A 25327-nucleotide genomic window follows, 5' to 3' on the forward strand; every position below is an offset into this window, starting at 1 on the left:
TGCGTCGCCTCGCATGTGTGGCCGCGCTCGTCGTCGCGGTGCTCGTCGCCGTGGCGCCGGGCGCGTCCGCGCATGCCACCGTGGTCTCGACCGCGCCGGGGGACGGCCAGGTGGTCGCCACCGCGCCGAGCGTGGTGTCGGTGCGCTTCGACGAGCCGGTCCAGATGCAGTTCGGGGCGTTGCGGGTGTTCTCGCCGTCCGGGTCGCGGGTGGACGAAGGCAGTCCCTCGCACCCGGCCGGCCACTCCGACACCGTCGAGGTCGGCTTGGCCCCGAAGCTGGGCCGCGGCACCTACACCGTGGCCTGGCACGTGATCTCGGCGGACTCGCACCCGGTGTCGGGGGCGTTCACGTTCAGCGTCGGCGCCTCCTCGACGACCTCGGTGTCCCAGGACACGCTGAACGCCGCCGGGAGCACGACCGTCGGGGTCCTGTACGGGATCGCCCGCGGCGTCGCCTACGGCGGCTTCGCGCTGGCCGTCGGCGCCACCGCGTTCCTGCTGTGCTGCTGGCCGGCCGGAGCCGCTTCGCGCCGGGTGCAGACCCTGATCGGCGTCGGCTGGGCGGCCCTGGTGGCCGCCACCCTCGCCGTACTCGGGTTGCAGGGTCCTTATGACGGCGGCTTCGGGCTGGGCCGGGTGTTCGACAGCGCGGTCCTGCGTACGACGATGGGAACGCGCCTCGGTACCGCGCTGTCGGTGCGGCTGCTCCTGCTCGGAGCGTTCGGCACGGGCCTGGCGATGCTGCTGCCGAGGCTGGAACAGGCCTCGGTCCGGCTGCGGATCGCGGCCGCCGGCGTCGGGGCGGCGGTGGCCGTCGGGATGGCGGCGACGTGGGCCGCCGCCGACCACGCCGGGACCGGCTCGCAGGTCGCCCTCGCGCTGCCGCTCGATGTGCTGCACGTGATGGCGATGGCGGTGTGGCTCGGCGGGCTGACGGTCGTCGTCGCGGTGCTGCTGCGTCCGGCGGGGGCCGGGGTCGGAGCCAATTCCGGGACCAAGACCGCAGCTAAGCCCGGAACCAGATCCGCGGTGGATCCGGCAGTCCTGGCACCGGCGATCCGCAGGTTCTCGACCATCGCGGCCTGTTGCATCGCCGTGCTGGTCGCCAGCGGCACGTACCAGGCGTGGCGCCAGGTCGGGACGCTGGGTGCGCTGACCGGCACCGTCTACGGCAAGCTTTTGCTGGTCAAGCTGCTCGGTGTCGGGCTGGTCGTCGCGCTTGGCTACCTCGCTCGGGTGTGGATCGCGCACTACCTCGCCGATCGCGCGACGCCCGACGAGGTCGCCATCCGGCAGCTGCGCCGCTCGACCGGCCTGGAAGCGGTGCTCGCGATCGGGGTGCTGACCGTCACGGCGATGCTGGTGAACGCCCCGCCTGCGCGTACCGCCTTCGCGGCGCCGGTCTCGACGACCGCCGCCTTCGACACCGGCGGGCCCAACGGGAAGGGGACCGTGCAGGTCTTCGTCTCGCCCGCGAAGGCCGGCACCGATCTCGTGCACATCGAGGTCGTCTCGCCGTCGGGGGAGCCGGAGGCGGTGCCGGAGCTGACCGCGACCCTGTCGCTGCCCGATCGGCAGCTCGGGCCGCTGCCGATCACGCTGAGCGGGGCCGGGACGTCGCACTACTACGGGAACGCGACGATCCCGTTGGCGGGCGGCTGGAAACTGGCGGTGACCGTACGGACCGACGACATCGACGAGACGACGGTCACGATCCCGGTCACGATCCGCTGAGGTCCCGATGGCGTGAGGCGGCGGTGGTCGGCGTCAGCCGTGAGGCGGCGGCGGTCGGTAGCAGGAGCGAGGCGGCGGCGGTCGGTATCAGAGGTCAGATGATCCCGACCATCGCCGCCATCGTCAGCGTCATCAGCAGCGCCCCGACATGCGGCACCGTGACCAGCATCCGCGGCGCACCGGCCGCGCCGCCGTGGCGGTGCCGCGCGTCGATCAGTCGCCGGCCGTGCACCACCGCGCACCCCGCCAGCACGGCCGCGACCCCGAGCGGCACCCACGACGGCGGATGCGTGGGCGCGGTGAGCATGTACGCCATCGCGGCCTGACCGGCGCCGATCGCCGCGTTCTGGCAGCGGTGCTGCGTCGGGCCCCGGCGCAGGGTGGCGCGCGCGAAGTAGGCCGCGCCCAGAACGGCGTAGCAGACAGCGGCGGCGTGCAGCGCGCCGGCCGACACCCCCGGAAACACCATGAGCGTCATGCCCGCGCCCATCACCGCGTGCCCGGCATCGGCCGGCCGGTCCGTGTCAGGAAGCTGTGTCGGTGACAACAGGCGCAGCACATGCACGACCGTCGCCGCCCAGAACAACGCGAGCTCGGCCAGCACCACCAGCGCCGAACCGCCGCCGGAACCCATGTCCATTCCAGCCACACCCCTCGGCTCGACACCACCCCACGGAGAGCCTTCCCGACCGGCGGCGGGATAGTCCATGGCGAATGCGGCGAAATCGGCGAATGCTTCGCGGCTCGCGAGCGGGCCGCGGGAATGGTCCGGCATGACAGAGCCCGGACTGTCCGCCAGGACAGCCCGGGCTCGCCCCGCGCTCGATCCAGCTGCCTGTCCAGCTGCCTATCTGGCTGCCTCAGCCCTTGCCACCGTGCCGCGCGGCGGCCTTGGCGGCGAGTCCCGTGAACCAGTTCTTGTCCGCCTGAGTGAAGGCCGGCATCTTCTGATCCGTGGTCGTCACGTCCACCCGCAGGATGTCGTCCTTGAACCGGATGAAGAACGTCTCACGGCCCTGCCCGTACCAGTTCTCGACGAACGCGTCGTCGCCGGTCCCGGCCGGCAGCGGCGCCGTCGTGTCGCGGCTGTAGGGCAGTCCGGCCGTGTCGCATCCGCCGCTTCCGTGCTGGCGCAGGTCGGCCATCCAGCCCGGGCCCGAGCCGGACTTCATGACGTCCAGCTGCGCGGTGGCGGTGACCTTGATCCCGCTGGGCGTGGTCCCGGTGTAGCCGTAGATCGCCTGGGGGGACGCCACAGGGTTCTGCTGGTTTGTGCAGCCGTTGTCCACCACCAGGTCGCTGGTCGTGCCCTGGGGCCCGGCGGCGGTGGTCCAGCCCGTACCGAAGTCGGACGGCTGGGGCATGGTCGGCGGCGCGGCAGTGGGGGGCGACGGGAAAACGGCCTTCGTCTGCGTCAGGGGCGGCACCAGGCCCGGGTTGGACATCGCCGCCGACAGCTTCGCCTCGGACACCGGGTTCTGAGACAGGGCCCGCTTGGGGTCCGGCGCCGGTTGCTGGAGCCCGCCGCTGGGCGTCGGGGAGGCGAAGTTCTGCCATGTGACCCCCATCGCGCCGCGGTGGCCGGGGAACAGCCGGACCGCGGAGACGGCGGAGAAGGGCCCGTAGTCCTTGGTGGAAGTCACCAGGACTGAACCGTCGGACAGAGTCGATGTAGTACATGGAGTCCACTGCGCCGCGTCCGTCCAGCCGCCCTCGGGAGTCTGCTCGGGATGCAGTACCACGAGCGAAGCGAAGGTTTTCGCCGCACAGCCGGGCATCCCGTCCGCCCCTCCGTCGGAGGAGTTCATGAACGAAATGCTCAGCGTGCCGGCCGGGGCTGTCGCCTGGGGCGCTGCCAGGGCGCGCACCGAGGCTCCGTTGTCCGTCCACAGGACGTTCGCTTCCACCATGGCCTCGTTCTCGGCCTGGGGGTCGTCGTCCGCCACCAGCCGGACGAAGGTGTCGCCCGGCTCGGCCTTCGCGATGTGGGTGAGGGCCGGGTCCAGCTTGCTCAGCAGCTGCATGGTGTCGCGGGCCGTCGAGGCCGGGACGGCGAGGTACTTCGGGAAGCCGCCGGGGGCCCTGCCGCCGGTTCCTGGCGAATAGCTGACGAAGCGCGCGTAGTCGAGGACCTTGGAAGGATCCACCGCCACCGGCGGCTGTGTCGGGGGCGCCGCATTGTGCCCCGGTGCCGGCCCCGGTGTCGGGGCCGTGCCGCCCACGCTTCCGGACACGCCGATCCCGACGGCGGCCACCAGGGCCGCGGTGGCGACCACGCTGCCTGAGGCGGTCAGAGCCCTGACCCGGTTCCGCCGCTGCCCGGCGCGCATCATCGCGGCGTGGTCGGCGACCCACATCGGCTCCTCGCCCTGTCGCGAGCGCTCGAACAGTTCCCGTGCCCATTCCTGGGCGGTGTTCCACTCCTGGCCGGTGTTCATGAGTACCCCTTCATCGCGGCGACGTCTTCGGGGCCCGGGGCGTCCGCGGGCACGAGGTCGGCGACCACCGCGCGCAGCGCCACCAGCCCGCGGGCGGTCTGGCTCTTCACCGTCCCGGTCGAGCAGCCGAGGACCCGTGCCGTCTGCTCGATGTCGAGGTCCTCCCAGTAGCGCAGGACCAGGACCGCGCGCTGGCCCGGGGCGATCCGCCGCAGCCCGGTGACGAGCAGGTCGCGGTCGTGCACCGGGACGGGGGAGCGGTCCGGGAGATCGGGCGGCGCGGAGGTCGGCCACTCCCGGCGCCGCCAGCCCCGCCGCTTCTCGTCGATGCAGACGTGCAGCAGGGTTTTGCGAAGGTAGGCGTCCAGGTCGTCGCGGCGGTTGACCTTGCCCCAGGCGCAGTAGAGCTTGACGAACGCCGTCTGGACCAGGTCCTCGGCCTGGTGCCAGTCGCCGCACATCAGGTACGCCACGCGTCTGAGCTCGTGCGAGCGGCCGGCCACCAGTTCGCCGAACTCCTTCTCGTCGGGTCTGCGCATCCGTTCCGCCCCTCATCCCCATGCTGCGCCCGGGTGTCCGGACTCTTCCGACCACTCCCACGGATGCCGGCGCCGTCAGGTTGTCGCCGCGGCCGGGAAAGTTCAGAAGTCAGTGAAGTCAGTGAAGTCAGTGAAGACGGTGAAGGCGGTGAAGGCGGTGTCGAGCGGTCTAGCGCCGGCGCAGGTACTCGTCGATCACCGCGTGGACGGCTTCGCGGGCCCGCTCGTAGCTCACTCCGCGGTCCGCGAGCGCCTGCGCGGCGGGGTCGTTGGGGGTGTGGGCCAGCGCCAGCAGCAGATGCTCGGTGCCGACGTAGTTGTGATTCAGCTTGAGCGCCTGGGTGAGCGCGGTCTCCAGGAGGCGGCGTGCCGGGGTGCCCAGCAGCGGCGAGATCGTGCGCGGGGATGCGGCGTCGTCGGGTGAGCCGAGCGCTGCGCGCAGGCCGGCGGTGTCCACTTTCAGCAGATCAAGGGCCTGAGCCGCCAGGGTGTCGTGGTCGTCGAGCATCGCGAGCAGCACGTGACCGGGCTCGACCGTCGTGCTGCCCAGCCGCCCGGCGTGTTGTTCGGCGCGCAGGAGCGTGGCGCGGGTGCGTTCGGTGACCCGGCTGAGGCCGCCGGTGCCGATCAGGTCGCCGAGTGTCAGTTGGAAGCGCGCCGGGGCGTAGCGCTGCTGCGCGGCCTGCCGGCTGATGCCCAGGTGGTTGCCGATGTCGGCCCAGGAGTTCCCGTGCGTGCGCGCCTGCTCGACGTAGTACCCGACCAGGCGGGCGCCGAGCGCCGAGAGCTCGTCCGCGATCTGCTCGGCGGCGGCGAGGCGGTCCAGATCGTTGTCGCCGTCGCCGCCGGCCGTGCGCGTGTCCAGCTCGGTGATCAGGCCGGGGAGGTCGGGGAGGTCGGGCACCCGGCCATTCTGGCAGTCAACCGAGCGATTGCCGGGTAGGCAAGCGTCAACTCTTTCCTTGACATCGCTGCATGCGTCAACTAATCCTTGACGCATGAACGTGACGCATCTGGCCGAAGCCCTCGACACCCTCGTCCCGGAGATCCTCACCCTGTGCAAGGCCCCTGGCATGTCCTTGGCCATCGGCGTGGACGACCAGGTCGTCTTCGCGAAGGGCTACGGCCGCGCCGATCTGGCCACCGGCCGGCCGATGACGACCGCGACCGTCGGGCCCACCGGCTCCGATGCGAAGCCCTACACCGCCACCGCGGTGCTGCAGCTCGTCGACCGCGGCCTGCTCGGGCTCGACGACCCGGTCGCGGACCACCTCGGCGGCCTGCGCGTGGCCAACCCCCACGGCCCGCGCGAGATAACGCTGCGGGACCTGCTGACCCACCGCAGCGGGCTGGGGACTGATCTCGGCTTCTGCGACCGCGTGCCGCCGATGCCGCTGGGGGACCTGCTGAAGAAGATCTTCGAGGAAGGGCGGACCGACGCCTACCACGGCGGATTCCTGCCGTTGTGGGCGACGCCGGTCGGAACGCACTACCAGTACAGCAACGTGGGCATCGCTCTGGTCGGATACCTGGTCGAGCGGCTCAACCCGGACGGCGTCCCGTTCTCCGAGTGGCTGCGGCGGAACCTGTTCGCGCCGCTGGCCATGACATCGACTTGCTTCCCGCCGTCGCAGAACGCTGATCATGTCCCGGCCGACCTGCTCGAGCGCCGCTCGACCGGCTACGCCACGCTCGACGGCTTCCAGTTCCGGCTGCCGCAGATCCACGCCGGCCTCCACCCGGCGGGGACGGCGCTGACCACGCCGTCCGACCACGTGCGCTTCCTGCTGGCGATGGCCGGCGGCGGCCGGCTCGGCGACGTCAGCATTCTGCGACCGCAGACCGCCGCGGCGATGGTCACGCCCCAGGCCGGCCGCGGACCCGATCCGGACAGCGCGATCGGGTTGGTCTGGAACGTCTTCCAGCACGGCAGCCCCGGCTACCACGTCGGTCACGGCGGCGAGTACATGTGGGGCTGGAACCAGGTCTCCCGGTTCTGGCCCGAACAGCGGATCGCGGTGACCGCGTCGGTCAACCAGTGGGATCTCGGCGACCAGGGCTCGTCCGAACGCCCCAGCCACCTCGCGGGGCGGCTGATGCTGGACGTCGTCAGCGCGTGGGCCGGGGGGAAGGACCCGCGGCCGCTGCGCGGTCCGGCCGCCGCGCGGAGCTACGTGGCCGGGCTGATCGTCGGCGACCGGCTCACCTCGCGGCTGGGGATCAGCACCGCGCTGACGGATCGCGACGTGGAGGGGATCGTGGCCGGAAGCGTCGTCGCGGAGGGCACCCCGTGGGACCCGGAGGCTTTCGGCACGGCGGTGCGGGATGTGGCCGCGACCGACGGGACGCTCCCGTCGCTGCTCAAGCTCACCCGGGAGCAGATGCCGCACCATCACTTGGCGTTGGTGCGCCGCCAACTCGGCGTCCCGTTCCTCGGCACCGGGCTCGGAGGTGAATAGCCTGGCCCGATGAACAGTCTTGCCACAAAGGTCGGCGATCTCCTCGAGGGCGGGATCGAGCGGCGGGTCTTCCCGGGTGCCGTGTGGGCCGTCGGCGGTCCGGACGGGGTGATCGAGCAGGGCGCGGCAGGCCTGCTCGATGCGGCGGACGCGACCCGGCCGATGGCCGCCGACACGCTGTTCGACCTCGCCAGCCTCACGAAGATCATCGCGGTGTGGGCGGGCGTCGGCCTGCTCTGGGAACAGGAGCGGATCGACCTCGACGACCCGCTGGCCAAGCACCTCCCGGACTCGGTCGGCTTCCCTTTGGGCGCTGTCACCATCCGCCAGTTCCTGACCCACACGTCTGGGGTCCCGCTGCGGGCGAACCTGCGCGCGTCATACGGGACCGACCCCGAGGCGGTGCGGTTCGGCGTGCTGCGCGAGGCGATGCGGCGGCCGGCCGGCGAAGCCGTCGAGTACACCGACCGGTCGGCGCTGATCCTCGGTTTCCTGGTCGAGCAGTTGACGGACCGGCGCCTGGACGAGGTCGCGCGGGACGCGGTCTGGGCGCCGCTGGCGATGTCGGCCACGCGCTACGGGCCGCTCCCGGCCGGCCTCGTCGAGCAGTGCGCGCCGACCGAGTTCGACGAGGAGGCCGGCGCGCACGTGCGCGGGTCTGTCCACGACTACTCGGGCCGGTTGCTGGGCGTCTGCGGGATCTCCGGCACGTTCTCCAACGCGCCGGACCTGAGCCGCTTCCTGCGATACCTGCTGAACCCGGCGGCGCCTGTGGGCTTCGGTCAGCGCTGGATCAGCGAGTCCCTTCGCCTGCACACCGGCGAACTGCATCCCGAACGCGGGTTGTTCTGGGTGGCGGCCGCCGACCGGGACGTCTGGTACCACTATGGCTTCACCGGCACCGCGATGTGGGTGTCGCCGACGCGGGATCGCTGGGCCCTGCTGCTCACGAACAAGCTCTACTACAGCCGGGATCGCGGGCCGATGGCCGAGGTGCGCAATGCGTTCCGGCGGATGGTGTTCGACGGGAGCTGAGCGTTCAGACGCCTGCCCTGTTCCGCCACTCCGGCTTCACCGTCGTCAACTGCGCGGTCTTGCCGGGGTCCCGGTCGACGACGTCGCCGAGGATCCCGTCGATCCGCTCCAGCACCTCGGCGTCGAGCACCACCCCGGAGGCGCCGGCGTTCTCCGTCACCTGTTCCGGCCTGGTCGCGCCGATGAGCGCCGCGGTGACGCCGGGCTGGTTCAGCGTCCAGGCGATCGCCAGTTGCGCCATGGACAGGCCGGCTTCCTCGGCCACCGGCCGCAACTCCTGGACCCGGGTCAGCAGGACGTCGCCCATGACGCGTCCGATGAACTGCGTGGGGCGGCCGCCCACCGCGGCCCGGGATCCGGCCGGCGCCGGCGCGCCGGGGAGGTACTTGCCGGTCAGCACGCCCTGCGCCACCGGCTGGAACACGATCTGGCCGACGCCTTCGCGCAGGCTCAGCGGGACGACCTCGGGCTCGATCACCCGCCACAGCATGTTGTACTGCGGCTGGTTCGCCACGATGCGGCTGCGCAGCCCGAGCTCCTCGGCCAGGCGCAGGGCCCGTTCGATCTGCTCGGCGCGCCACTCCGAGACGCCGAGATAGCGCACCTTGCCCGCGCGGACCAGGTCGTCGAAGGCGATCAGCGTCTCCTCGAGCGGAGTCTCGCCGTCGAAGCGGTGGGCCTGGTAGAGGTCGACGTAGTCCATGCCGAGGCGCCGCAGGGAGGCGTGACAGGACTCGATGATGTGCTTGCGGGACAGCCCGCGGTCGTTGCGGCCCGGTCCGGTCGGCAGGCAGACCTTCGTGGCGATCTCCAGCGATTCGCGGCGCTCGCCCTTGAGCGCCAACCCCAGGACCTCCTCCGCCGCCCCCAGCGCGTAGACGTCGGCGGTGTCGAACGTCGTGATGCCGGCGTCGAGCGCGGCGCGTACGCACTTCGTCGCCGTGTCGCGCTCCACACTTTCGCCGTGGGTGAGCCAGTTGCCGTAGACGATCTCACTGATGAACATGCCGGTGGTGCCAAGGGCGCGATGCTTCATGGCCCGGGACCCTAGCTATCGCCCGGCCCGGAGACGAACGCTTTACGATCACAGCGCAGTCGTGCCCGGCACGATCAGCCCGGTTTCGTACGCCGTCACCACGAGCTGCGCCCGATCCCGGGCTCCCAGCTTCGTGAGAAGCCGGCTGACATGCGTCTTCGCCGTCAGCGGCGACAGGTGCAGCGTCGCGGCGATCTCGTCGTTGGACAGGCCGGTGCCGACCAGTGTCAGCACCTGCCCCCGCAGCCGTCCGGTACCGGGCGCCGATCCGCTGGCCGCGATCACACAGCGCGAGCGCGCTCTGGTCGGGGTCCTGGGCCGGTGGAACTGGTGGCTGCCCGGCTGGGCCGCGTCGCTGTTGCGGGTGGCGCCTTCCCCGGTGCCGGGCGCGGGGGTGCCACCGGCTCAATCATGCCTACAGAGGACGCACGTTGTAGTTCGCTGCGAACAGGTTCGCCGGGTCGTACTGGCGCTTGACGGCCGCGAGCCGCTTGTAGGTGTCGGCGGGGTAGGCGGCGGCCACGTCCGCCTCGTCGGCGGCCGAGTTGAAGTTCGAGTACGTGCCGCTGACGTGCGGGGCCAGCCGCTCCCAGGTCGCGTCCAGGGCCGGCAGGGCGGCCTGGACCACCGGGGCCGGGCCGATCACGACGGTGCCGATCATCAGCTCCGCGCGACGATGCGCGAACGCCGTCGCGTCCTCGGCCACTCGGCCGAGTGCGCCGCCGATGCTGCGGATGGTGATGAACGGCGCGCCGTCGCTCGCCCCGACCTCGGTGAGGATCCGCAGCGCGGCGTCCACGCCGTCCCGTTCGACGAAGGCGTCGCGGGTGTGGAAGGTGATCGCCGGCGGCGGGGTCTGGGTCTCTTCCAGAATGTCCGCGTACGGCTTGAGCGCCACGGAGTCGCCGGTCACCGTCCCGAGCCGCCGGATCGGATCGAGGGCGGCGTCGGCGTCCTCGGCGGAGTCCCCGTCGAAGGTCACGAAGATCTCGACCGGGGCCTCGGGGCCGCCGGCGAAGGGGTTGGCGAAAGCGGCGATCGCGGTCAGGGCTTCGGGCGCGCCGCGCATGTGCTCGGCCCAGCCGTGGACCACCTGAGGGGCCTGGGCGGCCGGGAAGGCGATCCGGCCGTGGAACACGTCGGTCGTCGCATGCGCGGCGAACTCGAAGGCGGTCACGATCCCGAAGTTCCCGCCGCCGCCCCGGACGGCCCAGAACAGGTCGGGATTCTCGTCCTCGTCGGCGGTGAGCACCCGCCCGTCGGCGGTCACCACCTCGGCCCGCACCAGGCTGTCCAACGCCAGCCCGTACTCGCGCACCTTCCAGCCGATCCCGCCGGAGAGCGTCAGCCCGCCGACCCCGACCCCCTTGGTGTCGCCCGAGGAGATCGCCAGCCGGTGCGGCGCCAGTGCCTCGGCCACCTGCCCCCACGTCGCGCCGCCGCCGATCCGCACCACGTGCCAGCCGCCGCCGACGATCTCCACGCCGCAGAGCACGCTCAGGTCGATGACGACGCCGCCGTCGTTGGTCCCGAAGCCGGAGAAGGAGTGGCCGCCGCCGCGCACGGCCAGCGGCAGGCCCGCCACCGCGGCGTACCTCACCGCCGCCTGCACGCCGCCGACGCTGCTCGGCCGCAGGATGACGGCCGGCGCGCCGGAGGCCATGATCGTGCCGGACTTCGCGGCGTACTCGGGGTGTCCCGGCTCGATGATGTCGCCGCTGAAGTCACGGCTGAGGTTTTCAAGGGTCGTGGTCATGGCCCGTCCTCCTGCGTTTCCCGGTTCGTCTCGGTGAGGTCGAACATGAGATGCCGGAGATCGACGGGGTGTGACGGGGCGGAGGTGTGATGTGGGACACAATGTCGAGATCGATGTGGACGAGGTGACCGATTGGACGGTCGTCGAGGGCGGTGCGCCCGACGTGCTGGAGGGCGGATCCGGCGGACTGCGCGTGGTGGGAACCGTGGTCGCCGTCGGTGTGGGGGACGACCCGGTGGTGACGGTGAGCGTGTTCGGCGGCCTGATCATGGTGGAGCCGGGCGAGCAGGCCCGGCGCGGGGTGTCGGTCGGGGCGGCGGTCTCGTTCGCGGCGGACGAGTTCCGCCTGCACCCGGTACGCCTGTGACTCAGTCGAGCTCGATGTTGAAGTCCCACACGGCGACCACATGCCCGTCCTCGCGCAGCGTGATCTGCGCCGCGCCCGAGGCGAACGTGCCGCGTACGACGAGGTCCGCGGTGCCGCCGCCGGTCGCAGCGGCCTGAGCCGGTCCGACCGGGCTCAGCACGATGTCGGTGCCGTGGTCGTCGCGGGAGGACAGATCGGCGGCGGTGACCTTCATCGTGCCGGTCTTCGTCGCGACCCGCAGGGTGATGGTGCCGGCCACCTGGGTCGGCATCGTGGCCGGAAGCGGTGTCGGCAGGTCCTCGGTCGGGCCGAGCGCGGTGACCACGCCGGTGCCCGAGGGCAGTGTGAGCGCCACCGGCGAGCCGACGGCGACCAGTTGCGGGTGCGACTCGTCGGCGGACGGCGTCGGCTGGCTCTTCGGGGCGCTGGGGATCGGGACGGCGCCGAGCTTGTTGACGACGTCAGCCGCCGACTGGTCGGAGCCGCCCGAGGTGCTGGAGCAGCCGGCGGCGAGCAGAACGACGGGGACGGCCGCCAAGGCCGAGGCGAGGCGGCGGACGCCGGACCGGCCGAGCAGGCCGGTCCGGCGCGAGGCCGCGGTTTGCGGTGTCTTCACGGGGTTCCTCAGTGGGCGTACACGCTGCCGGCGGGGATCTCCGGACGGCCGACGTCATTCACACCGGCCACCGCCGGATACGTGATCGACCCCGACGGCGCCGGCGGCAGGGCGCGGCCGGACGGGTTGTTGTACACGTCCCCGCCGAAGGGGCGCAGGCCGTCGGCCGCCGCGTAGCCGAGGTGGCCCCGGCCGTCGGTCCCGCCGTGTTTCACGCCGAACAGGTCCTCCATGCTGCGCAGCCAGCTGTAGTGGTTGTACGGCTGCGCGCTCACCGATCCCGGCTTGATGAAGCGCGAGATCATCACCGCGCCGGTGATCCCGCCGCCGGGCGTGGTGTCCTGGCCGAAAGCCTGGTCGCCCGGCTGCGCGGTGTTCGGTCCGGGCAGCTCGTTGCAGCACGCCACCACCGACTGCGCGGTGTCGGTCGGAGTGTTGAGGCCCGAGTTCGGCGGGTTGCCGGTGTAGTCGGCGATGGAGTTCCCGTACATCTTGTAGGGCGGGAACGCCTCGTCGAAGACGATCTGGATCAGGCCGTCCTTCTGGAAGGCGGGGGAGGCCATGATTTCGGGGACGACCTTCTCCAGGAACAGATCCGAGGCGTACAGGCCGCCCTGGTGGTTGTTCGGGTCGCCGGACAGGTTGTCGCCCTTGCAGGTGGCGTCGTGCGCGTCCGAGCAGTTGTCCGGGGTGATCCAGGTGAAGGCCGGCGTCGTCGTGATGGACTTCAGGTCCTGCGCCAGGCTGTTCTCGGCCGGGTGGCCGGGGGCCGCGGCGAGGCCGTCCAGGGGCACGACGTTCTTGCAGTCGCCCGGATTGTCGCTCACGGCGTGGAAGAACGCCGCCGGGTTGTGCTTGGGCACGTACTGGTCTTCCGCGGTCGCGCTGCCCGGGTCCGGGACGCCGGCGCCCGACGGGTCTCCCGGCACGCCGCAGGCGTAGGCGTTCTCGCGGCCCGGCGTGTTGCCCATGTCCTGCGCGTAGATCTTCCACGGCACGTGCTTGTCGTCGAGCTGGTTGAACAGTGTTTTGACGTACGCCGGGTACACACAGCCGGAGGCCGCGTCGACCTGGCCGTCGGCGGCCGGGGTGCCGGGCGAGATGTTCTTGTAGGTCGGGCAGTCGTTCTGGTTGTCCGGCGCCGGGGCCTGGCCGGCGACGAGGCTGAGGTAGTTGTCCAGGCTGTAGTGCCCGGTGCCGTAGTACTGCGTCAGCAGCTCTCCATAGGACGGCAGCGTCTTCCACAGGTAGCTGTTCTGGTTGAGCCCGGAGAAGGTCGCCTCGTAGGACTTGTTCTCCAGGATGATCGTCCAGACGTGGCCGATCTTCGGTGTCCGGCCGCGTTCGGAGTCGGCCTGCGCGGTGCCGCTGGTGGTCGCGACCATCGCCGCGGCGGCGCCGAGCGCCAGCAGTCCGGCGGCGGCCTGCTTCTTCCGGTGGCGCAGCGTTCGCGGGCCCGGCCTGGAGAGTCTCATGCGGTCTCCTCGAAGTGGCTTGAGGGTTGCCAAACGGTGAACAACGCGTAGCGGATGATATTCGAGCCCTGCTGAAGGCGACAGCCCGAGCGATAGCCCAAACGTGCGAATCGGGTGATTCCTCGACATCTTCGAGGCTCGCCGCGTTATGCTCCGTCGTGTCGGATTAAGGACGCTGAAGGGCGTGGGCACGCGTTGGGTGGTCCTTTGACACGATGGGTCCGGACGAGCCGCGCGGGCGCGCGCCGTCCGGCCGATGCCGGACGTGCCCTTCTGCTGTTCGTGCTGCCCGGGATCTGGGTCGCCGTCGTGCTCCTGCTCCAGGTTCTGCTCCCGGCGCGGATCCAGCTCGCGCCCCTTCTGGCCGCCGCCCCCGCGATCGCGTGCGCGGGTACCGGACGGCGGCAGTGCGTGTGGATGGCGGGCCTGTGCGCGCTGGTCGCGCTGCTGCCCGGGTCGCCGGGGAACGGCTCCGGCGGCGAGGCGCAGCGGATCGGGACGTTCGCGGCGATCCTGTCCGTGGTGGCCACCAGCTACGTGATCGCCGTGCGCAGACAGCGGACGCTCGGCGAGCTGACCGAGGTGCGGGCCGTCGCCGAGGTGGCGCAGCGGGTGCTGCTGCGGCCGCCGCGGCCCGAGGTCGGCGACGTCCTGGTCGCCGCGCGCAGCGCCTCGGCCTCGGCCGGCGCGTCGGTCGGCGGCGACTTCTACGACATAGTGGACACCCCCTACGGGGTGCGCGCGGTCATCGGGGACGTGCGGGGCAGCGGCCTCGGGGCGGTCGAGGTGGCCGCGGTGCTGCTCGGCTCCTTCCGGGAGGCCGCCTACGACGAACCGGACCTGCGGGATCTGGTGCGGCGCCTGGAGATCAGCCTGCGCCGCTACCTCGGGGACGCGGACGCCGCCGCGGCGCACGTGCCACTCGCGGACGGCGCGCGGCTGTGGGAGACCTCGAACTCGCTCGCGGTGGCGCCGCCCCGGACGGTGGCGGACGTGCGCGAGGAGTTCGCCAGCGTCGCGGTGGTGTCGATCCGGCCGGACGGCTGGCTGGAGCACGTCAGCTGCGGGCACGCGCCGCCGCTGCTGGTGCGCTGCGGCGCGGTGTCCGCGGTGCAGGGCCAGTCGGTCGGGCTGCCGCTGGGCCTGAGCGCCCTGGCGCCCGGCGCGGACGGCCGGCCGCCCCTGGTGGTGACGCCGTTCGACAGCGGGGATTCGCTGCTGCTGTACACCGATGGCGTGACGGACTCGGGCGGTCCGGACGTGGAGCCGCTGCCATTGGCGGCGCTCCTGGAGGAGCTGGCGGACGCCGCGCCGGACTACGTGCTGTCGGCGATCGAGGCCGAGGTGACGGCGCGGACGCACGGGGAGCGGGCCCGGGATCTGGCGATGCTGTTGGTGCACCGGCCCTGAAGCTCTGAGGCCCTGAAGCCCTGAAGCCCTGAAGAAGCTCTGAGGCTCTGAGGCCTGTGGGGACTTGAGGTGTTGAGGATCAGCTCTCGACCGGCAGCGTCGAGTGCGCCGGCGTGCGCAGCCCGTCGAGGAACAGTTGGAGATAGCGCCGCGGACCGCGCCGTACCGTGACCAGGTCCGGCAACGGCCGGGTGAGCTGCGCGACGGCCACGATGATGTCGGCCAGATCCACGTCCGCGCGCAGCATCCCGGCCCGCCGGGCCCGTGCCAGCATGGTCTCGACCAGCCCGTTCAGCCGTCCTTCCAGCGCCTTGACCTCGGGATCGCCCGGGTCGTAGGCGCCGTCGAGCATCACGCACATCGCGCCTATGCGCTCGTCGGCGGCGGCCAGGACGAAGCGGGTCAGCGCGTCGAACGGGTCGTCGCCCTGGGCCAGCGCGGACTCGGCGCGGTCGCCGGTCCGCTTGAGCACGCTGCGGACCACGGCCAGCACCAGCGCGTCGCGGTCGGGGAAGTGCCGGTAGACGGTGGCGTTGCCGATGCCGGCGCGGCGGGCCACCTCGTCGATCGGGGCCTGCGAACCGACCTCGGTGAACAGGTCGCGGGCCGCGGAGACGATGCGCTCGCGGTTGCGCAGGGCGTCGACACGGGGGGCTCGGGCTCTCTGGGGGCGGCGGTTCGCGGTGGCCACGACGTCCACGGTTCCTCCTGGGCGGTCGGGGCGGGGATGCGGGCCGCACCATCCTAACCTTTAGAAATGCCCTGATTTGGGACGGTCGGCGCGCTTTCCGATGAACGGTGGAGGCCGCCGCGCACGAGACACGGAGGGGGTGCGTACTCGGGCGCGACGGCCGTTTTCCAAGGATCGACCTGCGGAGGGATCCTCGTGGGGGACCAGGCCCCCTGTGCAGGGTAACGCATCTTCCGGGGATATGTTCCCCGGAAAATAACGATACTTAGCGTTGCTTATTATATGGCCCGAGCCGGCGTCGGTGGATACCGGCGGGGGTATGAAAAATACCCGGTGGGGTATACTGACGAGTGGAGATCCCCTCGGAAGGAGTGCCTGATGCAGGTAGAGGCCGAGACCGTCGCCGATGTGACCAAACGGCTGCGCCGTGCCGAGGGGCAGATCCGCGGCGTCATCGCGATGCTGGAGTCGGGGCGCGACTGCGCCGAGATCGTGACCCAGCTGGCCGCGGTGTCCCGGGCGCTGGACCGGGCCGGGTTCAAGGTGATCGCCGGCGGGCTGCAGCAGTGCCTGGAGTCCGACGACGCCGAGGAGCGCGCCGCGAGTGTGGCGCAGATGGAGAAGTTGTTCCTTTCCCTGGCTTGAGCACCACGGCGCTATAAGCACCAAGCACCACAGCACGGAAGGCAGCACCATGAGCTACGGCACCGCCGTCACCGTCGACCGGCCGCACGCCGAGGTCGTCGGACGAGTCCGCGAAGCGTTGAGCGAGCAGGGCTTCGGCATCCTCACCGAGATCGACGTGCAGGCCACGATGCGCGAGAAGCTCGGCGAGGAGACCGGCCCCTACCTGATCCTCGGCGCGTGCAACCCGCCGCTGGCGTACCGGGCGCTGACCGCGGAGCCGTCGATCGGGCTACTGCTGCCGTGCAACGTCGTGGTCCGCGCGGACGGCGACCGCACGCTCGTCGAGGCGCTGGATCCGGACATCATGGTGCGGGTCGCCGGGAACCCGGAGCTGGAAGACGTGGCCGCGGAAGCGAAAACCCGCCTCGCGGCCGCGCTGAGGGCCGTTGCCGAAGTCTGACAATCCGGGAAACGACCATCGCGCGGAGGCGCCGATCCCCGTAGGCTCAGTGCGTGACCGAGCCAGGACGGGTGATCGGGGGACGCTACCGACTGGTGGATCGGTTGGGTTCCGGAGCGTTCGGACAAGTGTGGCGGGCCTACGACATGCACCTCGGGGTGGATGTCGCCGTCAAGCAGGTCCTGCTGCCGATGGAGGGCAAGGGCCCGCAGGCCGCCGAGCGGGTCGCGCGGGCGGCCCGGGAGGCGCGCAACACCGCGCGGCTGCGGGACTGCCCGAACATCGTGACGGTGCACGACGTGCACATCGAGAACGGCGCGCCGTGGATCGTCATGCAGCTGGTGAAGGGCGAGAGCCTGGCCGAGCGGCTGGCGCACCGCGGGCCGCTCACCGAGAACAACGCCGTGGCGCTCGCGCGCGATCTGTTACGCGCGCTGGCCGCGGCGCACGCGGCCGGGATCGTGCACCGGGATGTGAAACCGGGCAACGTCCTGCTGGCCGCCGACGGGACCGCGCTGCTCGCGGACTTCGGCATCGCCGTCCGCTTCGACGACGCGCGGGTCACGCGCACCGGGACCTTCATCGGCTCGCCCGGGTATGTCGCCCCCGAGCGGGTGATCTCCCAGGACGCCGGGGCCATCGGCGACCTGTTCTCCCTCGGGGCCACGCTTTATGAGGCGGTGGAAGGGATCCCGGCCTTCCGGGCCGACATCATCGGGTCGGTGGTCGCCGGGCAGCCGGCGCCGATGCGCCGCGGCGGGCGGCTGACCGCGCTGATCACCCGGCTGCTGGACAAGGACCCGGCGACCCGGCCCGACGTGGCCGCCGCGTTCGCGCTGGTCGGCGACTGGACGCCGCCGCCGACCGTCGAGGCGCCCGGGTCGGCGCGCTCGCCCCTGGCGCAGGACGTGCAGCTCGGCGTGGAGTGGGTCGAACACTTCGCGTTCGTCAACGAGCGGCTGCGCAACGACGACGTCGCGGCCGGCCGGGGCGCCCGCACGTCCAACGCGCTCGAGGTGATCGGCAGCATCCGGACCGCGATCGGGGTCGACCAGAACGAGTACCTGGCGGCCGGCGGTCGCGAGGTGCACGCGATCGTGTCGGTCAGCACCGCCGACTCCGGGAGCGGGGCTCCCACGCACGCCATCGCGGGCGCCGCGGCGCGGCGTGCCGACCGCAGCTACGGCACCAAGCCCGCGCCGGTGGCCGCCGCCGACGGCCCGCCGTCCGTGGTCTTCATCGCCGACTGCTCGCGTTCGCTGGCCGAGCCGGGGCGGCTGGCGGGCGTCAAGGCCGCGCTGCACGCCGGGATCGACGGCCTGCCCGAGGGCGCGCGGTTCGCGGTGATCGCCGGCCGCGCCGACAGCCAGGCGGTCTATCCCGAGGACGGCGGTACCGAGCCCGTGACGGCGGCCTCGCGGGCCGCGGCGAAGGCGGCGGTGGACCGGCTGACGGCCTACGGAGGGCGCGAGATCGGGCTGTGGCTCAGCCGCGCGGCCCGGATGTTCGCGCTCGGGTCCGGGCCGGTGCGGCACGCGATCATCATCGTGAACGGCCGCGACGAGGGCCTGCACCCCTCGCGGCTGGCGATGACCGCCCGGGCCTGCACCGGGCTGTTCACGGCCGACTGCCTGGGCCTGGGTGACGACTGGGACGTCCACGAGATGCGCCTGGTCTCCGAGCAGCTGTCCGGGACGGTCGCGCTGGTCGCCGAGCCCGCGGCGCTGCCGGAGGCGGTGCACGAGGCGACGGTCGGCGCGGCGGCGAAGCGGGTCGCCGACGTGGAACTCAGTGTGTGGACGCCGAGCGGCGCGGTGATCCGGTACGTGAAGCAGGTCGATCCGGTGCTGCGGGACCTGACGGACAACCGGATCCCGGGCGACGCGGTCCGCACGGTCGGCTTCCCGACCGGCGCGTGGGGGCCGGAGACGCGGACGTTCCACATCTGCGTCGAAGTGGCCCCGGGCGAGCTCGGACAGGAGAAGCTGGCGGCGCGCGTGCAGCTCACGGCGCGCGGGCCGGAGGCCGTGGAGGTGCTCGGCGAGGGCAAGATCCGCGCGGTCTGGGTCGACGACGAGACGCTGGTGATGCGCGTCGTGTCGAAGGTCGGCCCGTACGCCGGGCAGGCCGAGGCCGAGGTGTGGGTGGACCCCGAGATCGGGGACCTGGAACGGGAACTGGCCGGCCTGGCCGACGAGCTGTCGCAGGCCGAGGCCGAGCTCGCCGAGGTGCGCAACCAGCTCGCGGTGTTCGGCCGCGCGCACGCGCGCATGTTCGCCCCGCTGCTGGCCGAACTCGACGAGATCGAGGCGCGCATCGCCGAGGTGCACGCGGCGCGCAGCGGCCGCGCGGACGACCGGCGCGACGCCGAGACGGCGCGCGAGCGCGCGCAGCAGTCGGCGCGCCAGGCGGACGAGGAGAAGGTGCGCGCGACCCGCGCCGAGCCGCCCCGCCCGGCCCCGACCGGCGAGGCCAAGCGCATGTACCGCAAACTGGCCCGCCGCTGCCACCCGGACCTGGCCGACGACGAGGCCGACCGCCAGCGCCGCGAGGTCTTCATGGCGCGCGTGAACGACGCCTACACCCGCGGCGACATCGGCCTGCTGGCGCAGCTGTCGCGCGAGTGGGAGGCGGAGGGCGGCGACGCGTCCTCCTCGGCCCCGCCGAAGGACCCGGGCGAGCGCCGAAAGCTCAAGGAACACCTGCAGCAGGCACTGTCCTCGGTGCACAACCGCCTGGACCGGATCCGCGAGGAGCTGTCGGCGGCGCGGGAGTCGGAGCTCGGCCGGATCGTGTTCGCGCCGGGGCAGGACGCGGGCATGCCGGCCGCGATGCGGCGGCTGGACTCGATGGCCGACAAGCTCAAGGCGCTCGTCGACGAGCGGCGACGGATTCTGGACGGGCTGTTGGAGGCCGCTGCCGAAGCGGAGGCCGCCGTGGGGGACGAGAGCAGGCGGTGAGCGGCGGGCGATGAGGGCGGACAGGGGGGGCGGGGGAGGGCGGCTCGGCGGGCTCGGGATCGGCGGCTGCGCAGAGCGGCCCACGCCGGGTGCCGGCCATGAATCCTTGGCCGGCGGCGGGCTGTCGGCACCGGTCGCGGCATCGATGACCGCCGCCACCGGCAGAACCCTCAACGTGCCGGGCGCCATCCATCACACCGCGAACGACCACGTCATAGCCCGCGACGGCGGGGAACTGACCTGCTGGGCGCTCCCCATCGACGACGGAACGGAGAGGCGACATGTCTGAGACGGGTTGGAGTTCGCCGGAGGTGGACACCGAAGTCGCCACGCCGGCGCGGATGTACGACTACTACTTGGGAGGCAAAGACAACTTCGCCGCCGACCGCGAGGCGGCCGAGAAGGTCCTGAAGAACATGCCGAAGGTGCGGGCCTTCGCGCGGGCGAACCGGGCGTTCCTCGGGCGGGCCGTGCGGGGGATCGCGGCGGAGGGCGTGTCGCAGTTCCTTGACATCGGGATCGGGTTGCCCGGCCCCGGCGGGACCGTGGCGAGTGCGCTGGCGGCGCGGCCCGACGCGCGGATCGTGGGCGTCGACAACGATCCGATCGTGCTGGCGCACGCGCGGGCCCGGCCGGCCGATTCCGGGGACGGGGCGGCGGCGATCGTGGCCGGGGATCTGCGCGATCCGGCCTCGATACTGGCCGATCCGCGCGTGCGCGGGATGCTCGACTTCGAGCGGCCGATCGGGGTGATGCTGATCGCGGTGCTGCACTTCGTCGGCGACGACGAGGATCCGTACGGCATCGTCAAGGCCCTGATGGACGCGGTGGCGCCCGGGAGCTTCCTGGCGCTGACCCACGTCACCGGCGACTTCGACCAGGAACGCCTCGCGGTGTCGGCGCGGGCCTACGAGAAGTCCACGGCCAAGCTCACGGTCCGCAGTGCCGACCAGACCGCCGCGTTCTTCGACGGTCTGGACCTGCTCGACCCCGGTGTGGTGCTGCTGCCGCGGTGGCGGCCGGACGGGCCGGTGCCCGGGGACGCCGACGACATCTGGATGTACGGGGCCCTCGGACGCAAGAAGTAAGAAGTAAGAAGTAAGAAGTAAGAAGTAGTTACCCGCCAGTTGCCCGCGGGCCCCGCGATGACCAAGGTGGAGACATCCACCTCGGAACGGAGCCGCGCATGACCCAGCCCGCCACAGCCAGCCCGGCAGACCTGCTCCGCGGGCTCGACGGCCTCCTGCCCGGCCTGCGCGACCTCTATAAGGACCTCCACGCGCATCCCGAGCTCTCCTTCCAGGAGACCCGCACCGCGGGCATCGTCGCGCAGCGCCTGCGCGCGGCGGGCTGGGAGGTCACCGAGGGCCTCGGCGGGCCGGAGGGCGTCCCGGGCACCGGCGTCGTCGGCGTCCTGCACGGTGGGCTGGATGCGCGCGAAGGGCTGGATCCGAACGGTGTCCCGGGCCCCGTGATCCTGCTGCGGGCCGACATGGACGCTCTCCCTGTCCGGGAGGAGACCGGCCTGCCCTACGCCTCCGCGGTCACCGGCACCGAGCTCGACGGCACCGAGGTCCCGGTGATGCACGCCTGCGGCCACGACGTCCACGTCACCTGCCTGCTCGGCGCCGCCGGACTGCTGGCCGCGAACCGTGCCGCGTGGGGCGGCACCGTCGTGGCCGTGTTCCAGCCGGCCGAGGAGGTCGGCGGCGCGCCGAAGATGATCGAGGACGGCTTCCTCGGCCGCTTCCCGCGGCCCGAGGTCTGCCTGGGCCAGCACGTCGGTCCGGCTCCGGCCGGGCTGGTCGGCACGCGTCCGGGCCCGGTGATGAGCGCCTGCGACACCTTGCGGGTGAAGGTCTTCGGCCGGGGCGGCCACGGCTCGATGCCGGAGGCGACCATCGACCCGGTGGTCATCGCCGCCGCGATCGTCATGCGGCTGCAGACGATCGTCTCGCGCGAGATCGCGGCCGGCCGGTCGGCGGTGGTGACGGTCGGCTCCCTGCACGCCGGCTCGCGGGCCAACGTCATCGCCGACGAGGCCGAGCTCGGCATCACCGTGCGCACCACCACGCCGGCGGTCCGGGACAAGGTGCTGGCCGCGATCACGCGGGTGGTGAACGCCGAGGCCGCCGCGTCCGGCGCGCCGCGGATGCCGGAGATCACGCCGGTGGACGAGCTGCCGCTGCTGGTGAACGACCAGGCCGCGACCGACGTCGTGCTCGGGGCGTTCCGCGAGCTGCTCGGCCCGGACCAGGTGTTCGTGCTGCCGGCCACGCTCACCGGCAGCGAGGACTTCGGGCACTTCGGCACCGTGCTCGGCGTCCCGTCGGTGTTCTGGCACTTCGGCGGACTGGACCTCGCCGACTTCACCGAGCAGGACATCCTGTCCCTGCTGGAGGACGGCATCCCGGCCACGCTGCCCAGCAACCACTCCCCGAAGTTCGCCCCCGCGGTCGACCCGACGCTGGAGATCGGGGTGCGGCTGATGCTCGCCGCCGCCTCCGCGTGGCTGGCGGGCACGGCGGAGGCAGAATAGGCGTTGAACGGGGGAGTCCCGGAAGGGAGCCCTGGAAGGGAGCGCTGGATGGGTGTCGGTGGCTGGCTCCGCAAGAGCACAGACCGGTTCTTGAGCCGGTTCGAGGACCCGCTGGAGCAGTTCGAGCTGGCCCGGCGCCGGCAGCTGGACCTCCAGGGCGATCTGGAGCACCGGCTGCTGCTGGTGCAGCCCGGTTCGAAGGAGGAGGCGAACCTCTTGAAGGCCAAGGCCGATCTGGAGGGCCGGATCTCCGAGTTCCAGGCCATCATCGTGCGGTTGAAGGCCTCGCAGTCCGCCGGCGCTTCGTCGTCGGCCGCGGACCGGCTGGAGGAGGAGATGGCGCGGCTGGCCGAGGACGCCAAGCGCTGGGGGTGAGTCCGGCCGCGTCGCCGGGCGTCAAAACCGCAGGGTAGGGGCGCCGCCGGAATTCTTCCTCACACGGTCGTCCTCATCAATGCTCTGTGGTGTTACGGTGCCACGCATGCAGGAATCAGCGCAGATCGGCGTTACCGGATTGGCCGTCATGGGCCGCAACCTGGCGCGCAACTTCGCCCGTCACGGCTACACCGTCGCACTTCACAACCGCACCGCCGCACGGACCCACGCCCTCGTCGAGGAGTTCGGGAGCGAGGGCACCTTCGTCCCGACCGAGACCGCCGAGGAGTTCGTCGCGGCGCTGGAGAAACCCCGCCGCTTGATGATCATGGTGAAGGCCGGCGAGCCCACCGACGCGGTGATCGAGGCGTTCGCCCCGCTGCTGGAGCCCGGCGACATGATCATCGACGGCGGCAACGCGCACTTCGCGGACACCCGGCGCCGGGAGAAGGCGCTGCGCGAGCGCGGCATCCACTTCGTCGGCTCCGGCGTGTCCGGCGGCGAGGAGGGCGCGCTGCACGGGCCGTCGGTCATGCCCGGCGGCTCCGCCGAGTCCTACGCCGTGCTCGGGCCGATGCTGGAGGCGATCAGCGCCAAGGTGGACGGCGAGCCGTGCTGCACGCACATCGGCACCGACGGCGCCGGGCACTTCGTCAAGATGGTGCACAACGGCATCGAGTACGCCGACATGCAGCTCATCGCCGAGGCCTACGACCTGCTGCGGCACGTCGCGCAGTACAGCCCGGCGCAGATCGCCGAGGTGTTCCGGTCCTGGAACACCGGGCGCCTGAACTCCTACCTGATCGAGATCACCGCCGAGATCCTGGCCCACACCGACGCCGCGACCGGCGAGCCGTTCGTGGACATCGTCCGCGACGCCGCCGAGCAGAAGGGCACCGGCCGCTGGACCGTGCAGACCGCGCTGGACCTCGGCTCGCCGGTGACGGCGATCGCGCAGGCGACGTTCGCCCGCGTGGCCTCCAGCCGGACCGCGCTGCGCGAGGCGTACCGGCAGCAGGCCGGCGGGACGGAGCACCCGCTGCGCGCGCACGAGGCCGAGCGCTACGTCGCCACGGTCGAGCAGGCCCTCTACGCCTCCAAGGTCATCGCCTACGACCAGGGCTGGACGATGATCCGGGACGCCGCCGAGGAGTTCGGCTGGGACATCGACCTGGCGGACGTGGCGAAGATCTGGCGCGGCGGCTGCATCATCCGCGCCGCGTTCCTGGACCGGATCCGCGCCGCCTACACCGCCGACGCCACGCTGCCGAGCCTGCTGTCCGAGCCGGAGTTCGCCGGCGAGATCGCCAAGGCCCAGGTGTCCTGGCGCGAGGTGATCGCCTCGGCGGCGCGCCGCGGGATCCCGGTCCCGGCGTTCTCGGCGGCGCTGGCGTACTTCGACACGCTGAGCGCCGGCCGGCTGCCGGCGGCGCTGATCCAGGGGCAGCGCGACTTCTTCGGGGCGCACACCTATCACCGGACCGACCGCGATGGTGCCTTCCACACGCTGTGGGCGGAGCAGGGGCGGCCGGAGGTCGAGGCCTGATCCGCGAAGGCCTGATCCGCGAAGACCTGATTCGCTGACGCCGGGTGAACCGGCGCGTGTCGGCCGAGGCGACTTCCAGGGCCTGCTTCAGACCTGGGGCGCCCCGGCCGACGCGGTTTCCGGCCAGTTCCGCAGCGCCACGTCGAGGGCTTCCATCGCGGCGTTCCAGGACGCGTCGGCCGTTCGGGCGTTGTGCTGGTAGCTGCCGCCGGCCTCCAGCGTGACGAAGCCCAGGATCGTCGCGCCGAGCAGCCGTACGGCGTCCGTCTCGGCCGGCTCGCCGAGGGCGTAGCCGCGCAGCAGCGCGCGGGTCAGATCGGAGTGCCGGCGCGCGGCGTCGGCGGCCGGGGAGTCCAGGGGGACGGCCATGCGTGCGGCCGTGAAGCGGCCGGGGTGGGCGCGGCCATAGTCGCGGTAGGCGGCGGCGAAGGCCAGCAGCGCCTGGCGGCCCGAGCGGCCGGCCAGGGCCTCGGAGAGCCGGTCGGCGAGTTCGCCGAGGGCCTTGGCGGCGACCCGTACGCGCAGGTCGTTCGCGTTGCGGATGTGCGAGTACAGGCTCGGTTCCCGCACCCCGAACCGCCGCGCCACCACCCCGATCGTGACGTTCTCGAAGCCGATCTCGTCGGCCAGTTCGGCGGCCGCGGTCACGAGGACTTCCGGGGACAGTCCGGCGCGTGCCATGCGTCTCCTTTGGTGGTTAATGATTTGCCTAAGTGACTTAGGCAAGCTTAGCGTACCGAGCATGGAACCGATCGCCGAAAGCCAGATCCGCACCTGCTTCGTCAACTGCTCCAAGGGCGAGGCCCTGCGGATGGGGCTGCCCCGGGATCTGGAGGAGACGCCGTGGGCCGACCTGGACTTCCTGGGCTGGCGCGATCCCGGCGCGCCCGAGCGTGCCTACCTGGTCGCCGAGCGGGACGGGCGCCTGGTCGGGATCTCGTTGCGGGCTTCCGGCGGGGCGGCGCGCGGGTTCGGGGCCAGGAGCATGTGCTCGGTCTGCCTGACCACCCGGACCGGCGGCGGCGTCGCGCTGATGACCGCGCGGCGCACCGGGGCGGCCGGGCGGAACGGGAACTCGGTCGGGCAGTATCTGTGCTCTGATCTGCAGTGCTCGCTGTTCGTGCGGGGGATCAAGAGCACGGTGAACGGGCACGACCTGGACGAGTCGGTGGATGCGCCGGGGCGGATCGCGCGGTCGGTCACGAACCTGCACTCGTTCCTGGACCGGGTCCTCGCGCCGTAGGCGGCGCGAGGACGTGGCA

Annotated in this window: 23 protein-coding genes and 1 pseudogene; 13 read left to right on the forward strand and 11 right to left on the reverse strand. The window is 72.0% G+C overall.

Annotation, left to right across the window (positions count from 1 at the left end; genetic code table 11):
• Nucleotides 1-17: 17 nt before the first annotated feature.
• Nucleotides 18-1736 carry a copper resistance protein CopC gene (locus ABH926_RS13780; RefSeq protein WP_370365890.1) on the forward strand — a complete coding sequence of 573 codons (1719 nt, stop codon included), beginning with the start codon at nt 18-20 and terminating at the stop codon, nt 1734-1736.
• A 94-nt stretch (nt 1737-1830) separates the two neighbouring features.
• On the opposite strand, the gene ABH926_RS13785 is transcribed toward ABH926_RS13780, so the two are convergent.
• The 4 genes from ABH926_RS13785 to ABH926_RS13800 form a co-directional block, all read right to left on the reverse strand.
• Nucleotides 1831-2376 (reverse strand): DUF5134 domain-containing protein, encoded by a 546-nt coding sequence (locus ABH926_RS13785; RefSeq protein WP_370365891.1) that lies wholly within the window; start codon nt 2374-2376, stop codon nt 1831-1833.
• Between the two features lie 220 nt (nt 2377-2596).
• Nucleotides 2597-4174: a hypothetical protein gene (locus ABH926_RS13790; protein ID WP_370365892.1), complete on the reverse strand. Its 1578-nt coding sequence runs from the start codon at nt 4172-4174 to the stop codon at nt 2597-2599.
• Nucleotides 4171-4713, reverse strand: coding sequence for a SigE family RNA polymerase sigma factor (locus ABH926_RS13795; RefSeq protein WP_370365893.1), 543 nt, complete (start codon nt 4711-4713; stop codon nt 4171-4173). Before ABH926_RS13795 ends, ABH926_RS13790 begins: the two co-directional genes overlap by 4 nt.
• A gap of 169 nt (nt 4714-4882) precedes the next feature.
• Complete coding sequence (locus ABH926_RS13800) at nt 4883-5617, reverse strand: Clp protease N-terminal domain-containing protein (protein ID WP_370365894.1); 735 nt, start codon at nt 5615-5617, stop codon at nt 4883-4885.
• A 94-nt stretch (nt 5618-5711) separates the two neighbouring features.
• Here ABH926_RS13800 and ABH926_RS13805 point away from each other — a divergent pair, with 94 nt between their 5' ends.
• Nucleotides 5712-7172: a serine hydrolase domain-containing protein gene (locus ABH926_RS13805; RefSeq protein WP_370365895.1), complete on the forward strand. Its 1461-nt coding sequence runs from the start codon at nt 5712-5714 to the stop codon at nt 7170-7172.
• A gap of 9 nt (nt 7173-7181) precedes the next feature.
• A complete protein-coding gene (locus tag ABH926_RS13810; protein WP_370365896.1) occupies nt 7182-8207 on the forward strand; it encodes a serine hydrolase domain-containing protein in 1026 nt (341 codons plus the stop codon).
• Between the two features lie 4 nt (nt 8208-8211).
• On the opposite strand, the gene ABH926_RS13815 is transcribed toward ABH926_RS13810, so the two are convergent.
• From ABH926_RS13815 to ABH926_RS13825, 3 genes and pseudogenes are all read right to left on the reverse strand, one after another.
• Entirely contained in the window at nt 8212-9243 is a 1032-nt protein-coding gene (locus tag ABH926_RS13815) for an aldo/keto reductase family protein (protein WP_370365897.1), read from the reverse strand.
• 48 nt (nt 9244-9291) lie between these two features.
• A pseudogene (locus ABH926_RS13820) lies at nt 9292-9480 on the reverse strand (response regulator transcription factor); the annotation flags it as partial.
• A gap of 178 nt (nt 9481-9658) precedes the next feature.
• Complete coding sequence (locus ABH926_RS13825; RefSeq protein WP_370365898.1) at nt 9659-10999, reverse strand: FAD-binding oxidoreductase; 1341 nt, start codon at nt 10997-10999, stop codon at nt 9659-9661.
• 91 nt (nt 11000-11090) lie between these two features.
• On the opposite strand from ABH926_RS13825, the gene ABH926_RS13830 reads away from it, so the two are divergent.
• Nucleotides 11091-11366 (forward strand): hypothetical protein, encoded by a 276-nt coding sequence (locus tag ABH926_RS13830; protein WP_370365899.1) that lies wholly within the window; start codon nt 11091-11093, stop codon nt 11364-11366.
• A 1-nt stretch (nt 11367) separates the two neighbouring features.
• On the opposite strand, the gene ABH926_RS13835 is transcribed toward ABH926_RS13830, so the two are convergent.
• Together ABH926_RS13835 and ABH926_RS13840 are read right to left on the reverse strand one after the other, a co-directional pair.
• Nucleotides 11368-11982 (reverse strand): hypothetical protein, encoded by a 615-nt coding sequence (locus ABH926_RS13835; RefSeq protein ID WP_370365900.1) that lies wholly within the window; start codon nt 11980-11982, stop codon nt 11368-11370.
• A gap of 8 nt (nt 11983-11990) precedes the next feature.
• Nucleotides 11991-13457 carry an alkaline phosphatase family protein gene (locus tag ABH926_RS13840; RefSeq protein ID WP_370365901.1) on the reverse strand — a complete coding sequence of 489 codons (1467 nt, stop codon included), beginning with the start codon at nt 13455-13457 and terminating at the stop codon, nt 11991-11993.
• A gap of 207 nt (nt 13458-13664) precedes the next feature.
• Here ABH926_RS13840 and ABH926_RS13845 point away from each other — a divergent pair, with 207 nt between their 5' ends.
• Nucleotides 13665-14867, forward strand: a complete 1203-nt coding sequence (locus ABH926_RS13845) for a PP2C family protein-serine/threonine phosphatase (RefSeq protein ID WP_370365902.1) — start codon at nt 13665-13667, stop codon at nt 14865-14867.
• Nucleotides 14868-14946: 79 nt separating this feature from the next.
• Here ABH926_RS13845 and ABH926_RS13850 read toward each other — a convergent pair whose 3' ends face one another.
• Nucleotides 14947-15567 carry a TetR/AcrR family transcriptional regulator gene (locus ABH926_RS13850; protein WP_370365903.1) on the reverse strand — a complete coding sequence of 207 codons (621 nt, stop codon included), beginning with the start codon at nt 15565-15567 and terminating at the stop codon, nt 14947-14949.
• Nucleotides 15568-15936: 369 nt separating this feature from the next.
• On the opposite strand from ABH926_RS13850, the gene ABH926_RS13855 reads away from it, so the two are divergent.
• The 7 genes from ABH926_RS13855 to gndA all read left to right on the forward strand — a co-directional run bounded on the left by ABH926_RS13855 (nt 15937) and on the right by gndA (nt 24065).
• On the forward strand, nt 15937-16203 hold the full coding sequence (locus ABH926_RS13855; protein WP_370365904.1) for a metal-sensitive transcriptional regulator: 267 nt from the start codon (nt 15937-15939) through the stop codon (nt 16201-16203).
• A 49-nt stretch (nt 16204-16252) separates the two neighbouring features.
• The gene (locus ABH926_RS13860; protein ID WP_370365905.1) at nt 16253-16645 is read left to right on the forward strand and encodes a DUF302 domain-containing protein; all 393 of its coding nucleotides are present in this window, start codon (nt 16253-16255) and stop codon (nt 16643-16645) included.
• A gap of 53 nt (nt 16646-16698) precedes the next feature.
• Entirely contained in the window at nt 16699-19605 is a 2907-nt protein-coding gene (locus ABH926_RS13865; RefSeq protein WP_370365906.1) for a protein kinase, read from the forward strand.
• A gap of 281 nt (nt 19606-19886) precedes the next feature.
• Entirely contained in the window at nt 19887-20693 is an 807-nt protein-coding gene (locus tag ABH926_RS13870) for an SAM-dependent methyltransferase (RefSeq protein ID WP_370365907.1), read from the forward strand.
• Nucleotides 20694-20791: 98 nt separating this feature from the next.
• Nucleotides 20792-22144, forward strand: a complete 1353-nt coding sequence (locus tag ABH926_RS13875; protein ID WP_370365908.1) for an amidohydrolase — start codon at nt 20792-20794, stop codon at nt 22142-22144.
• A 48-nt stretch (nt 22145-22192) separates the two neighbouring features.
• Complete coding sequence (locus ABH926_RS13880) at nt 22193-22519, forward strand: hypothetical protein (protein ID WP_370365909.1); 327 nt, start codon at nt 22193-22195, stop codon at nt 22517-22519.
• A 106-nt stretch (nt 22520-22625) separates the two neighbouring features.
• The gene (gene gndA, locus ABH926_RS13885) at nt 22626-24065 is read left to right on the forward strand and encodes an NADP-dependent phosphogluconate dehydrogenase (protein WP_370365910.1); all 1440 of its coding nucleotides are present in this window, start codon (nt 22626-22628) and stop codon (nt 24063-24065) included.
• Between the two features lie 87 nt (nt 24066-24152).
• Here the strand turns inward: gndA and ABH926_RS13890 are convergent, their stop codons facing one another.
• Complete coding sequence (locus ABH926_RS13890) at nt 24153-24746, reverse strand: TetR/AcrR family transcriptional regulator (RefSeq protein ID WP_370365911.1); 594 nt, start codon at nt 24744-24746, stop codon at nt 24153-24155.
• Nucleotides 24747-24807: 61 nt separating this feature from the next.
• On the opposite strand from ABH926_RS13890, the gene ABH926_RS13895 reads away from it, so the two are divergent.
• A complete protein-coding gene (locus ABH926_RS13895) occupies nt 24808-25308 on the forward strand; it encodes an FBP domain-containing protein (RefSeq protein ID WP_370365912.1) in 501 nt (166 codons plus the stop codon).
• Nucleotides 25309-25327 lie beyond the last annotated feature (19 nt).

The sequence above is a fragment of the Catenulispora sp. GP43 genome (assembly GCF_041260665.1).
Classification (GTDB): domain Bacteria; phylum Actinomycetota; class Actinomycetes; order Streptomycetales; family Catenulisporaceae; genus Catenulispora.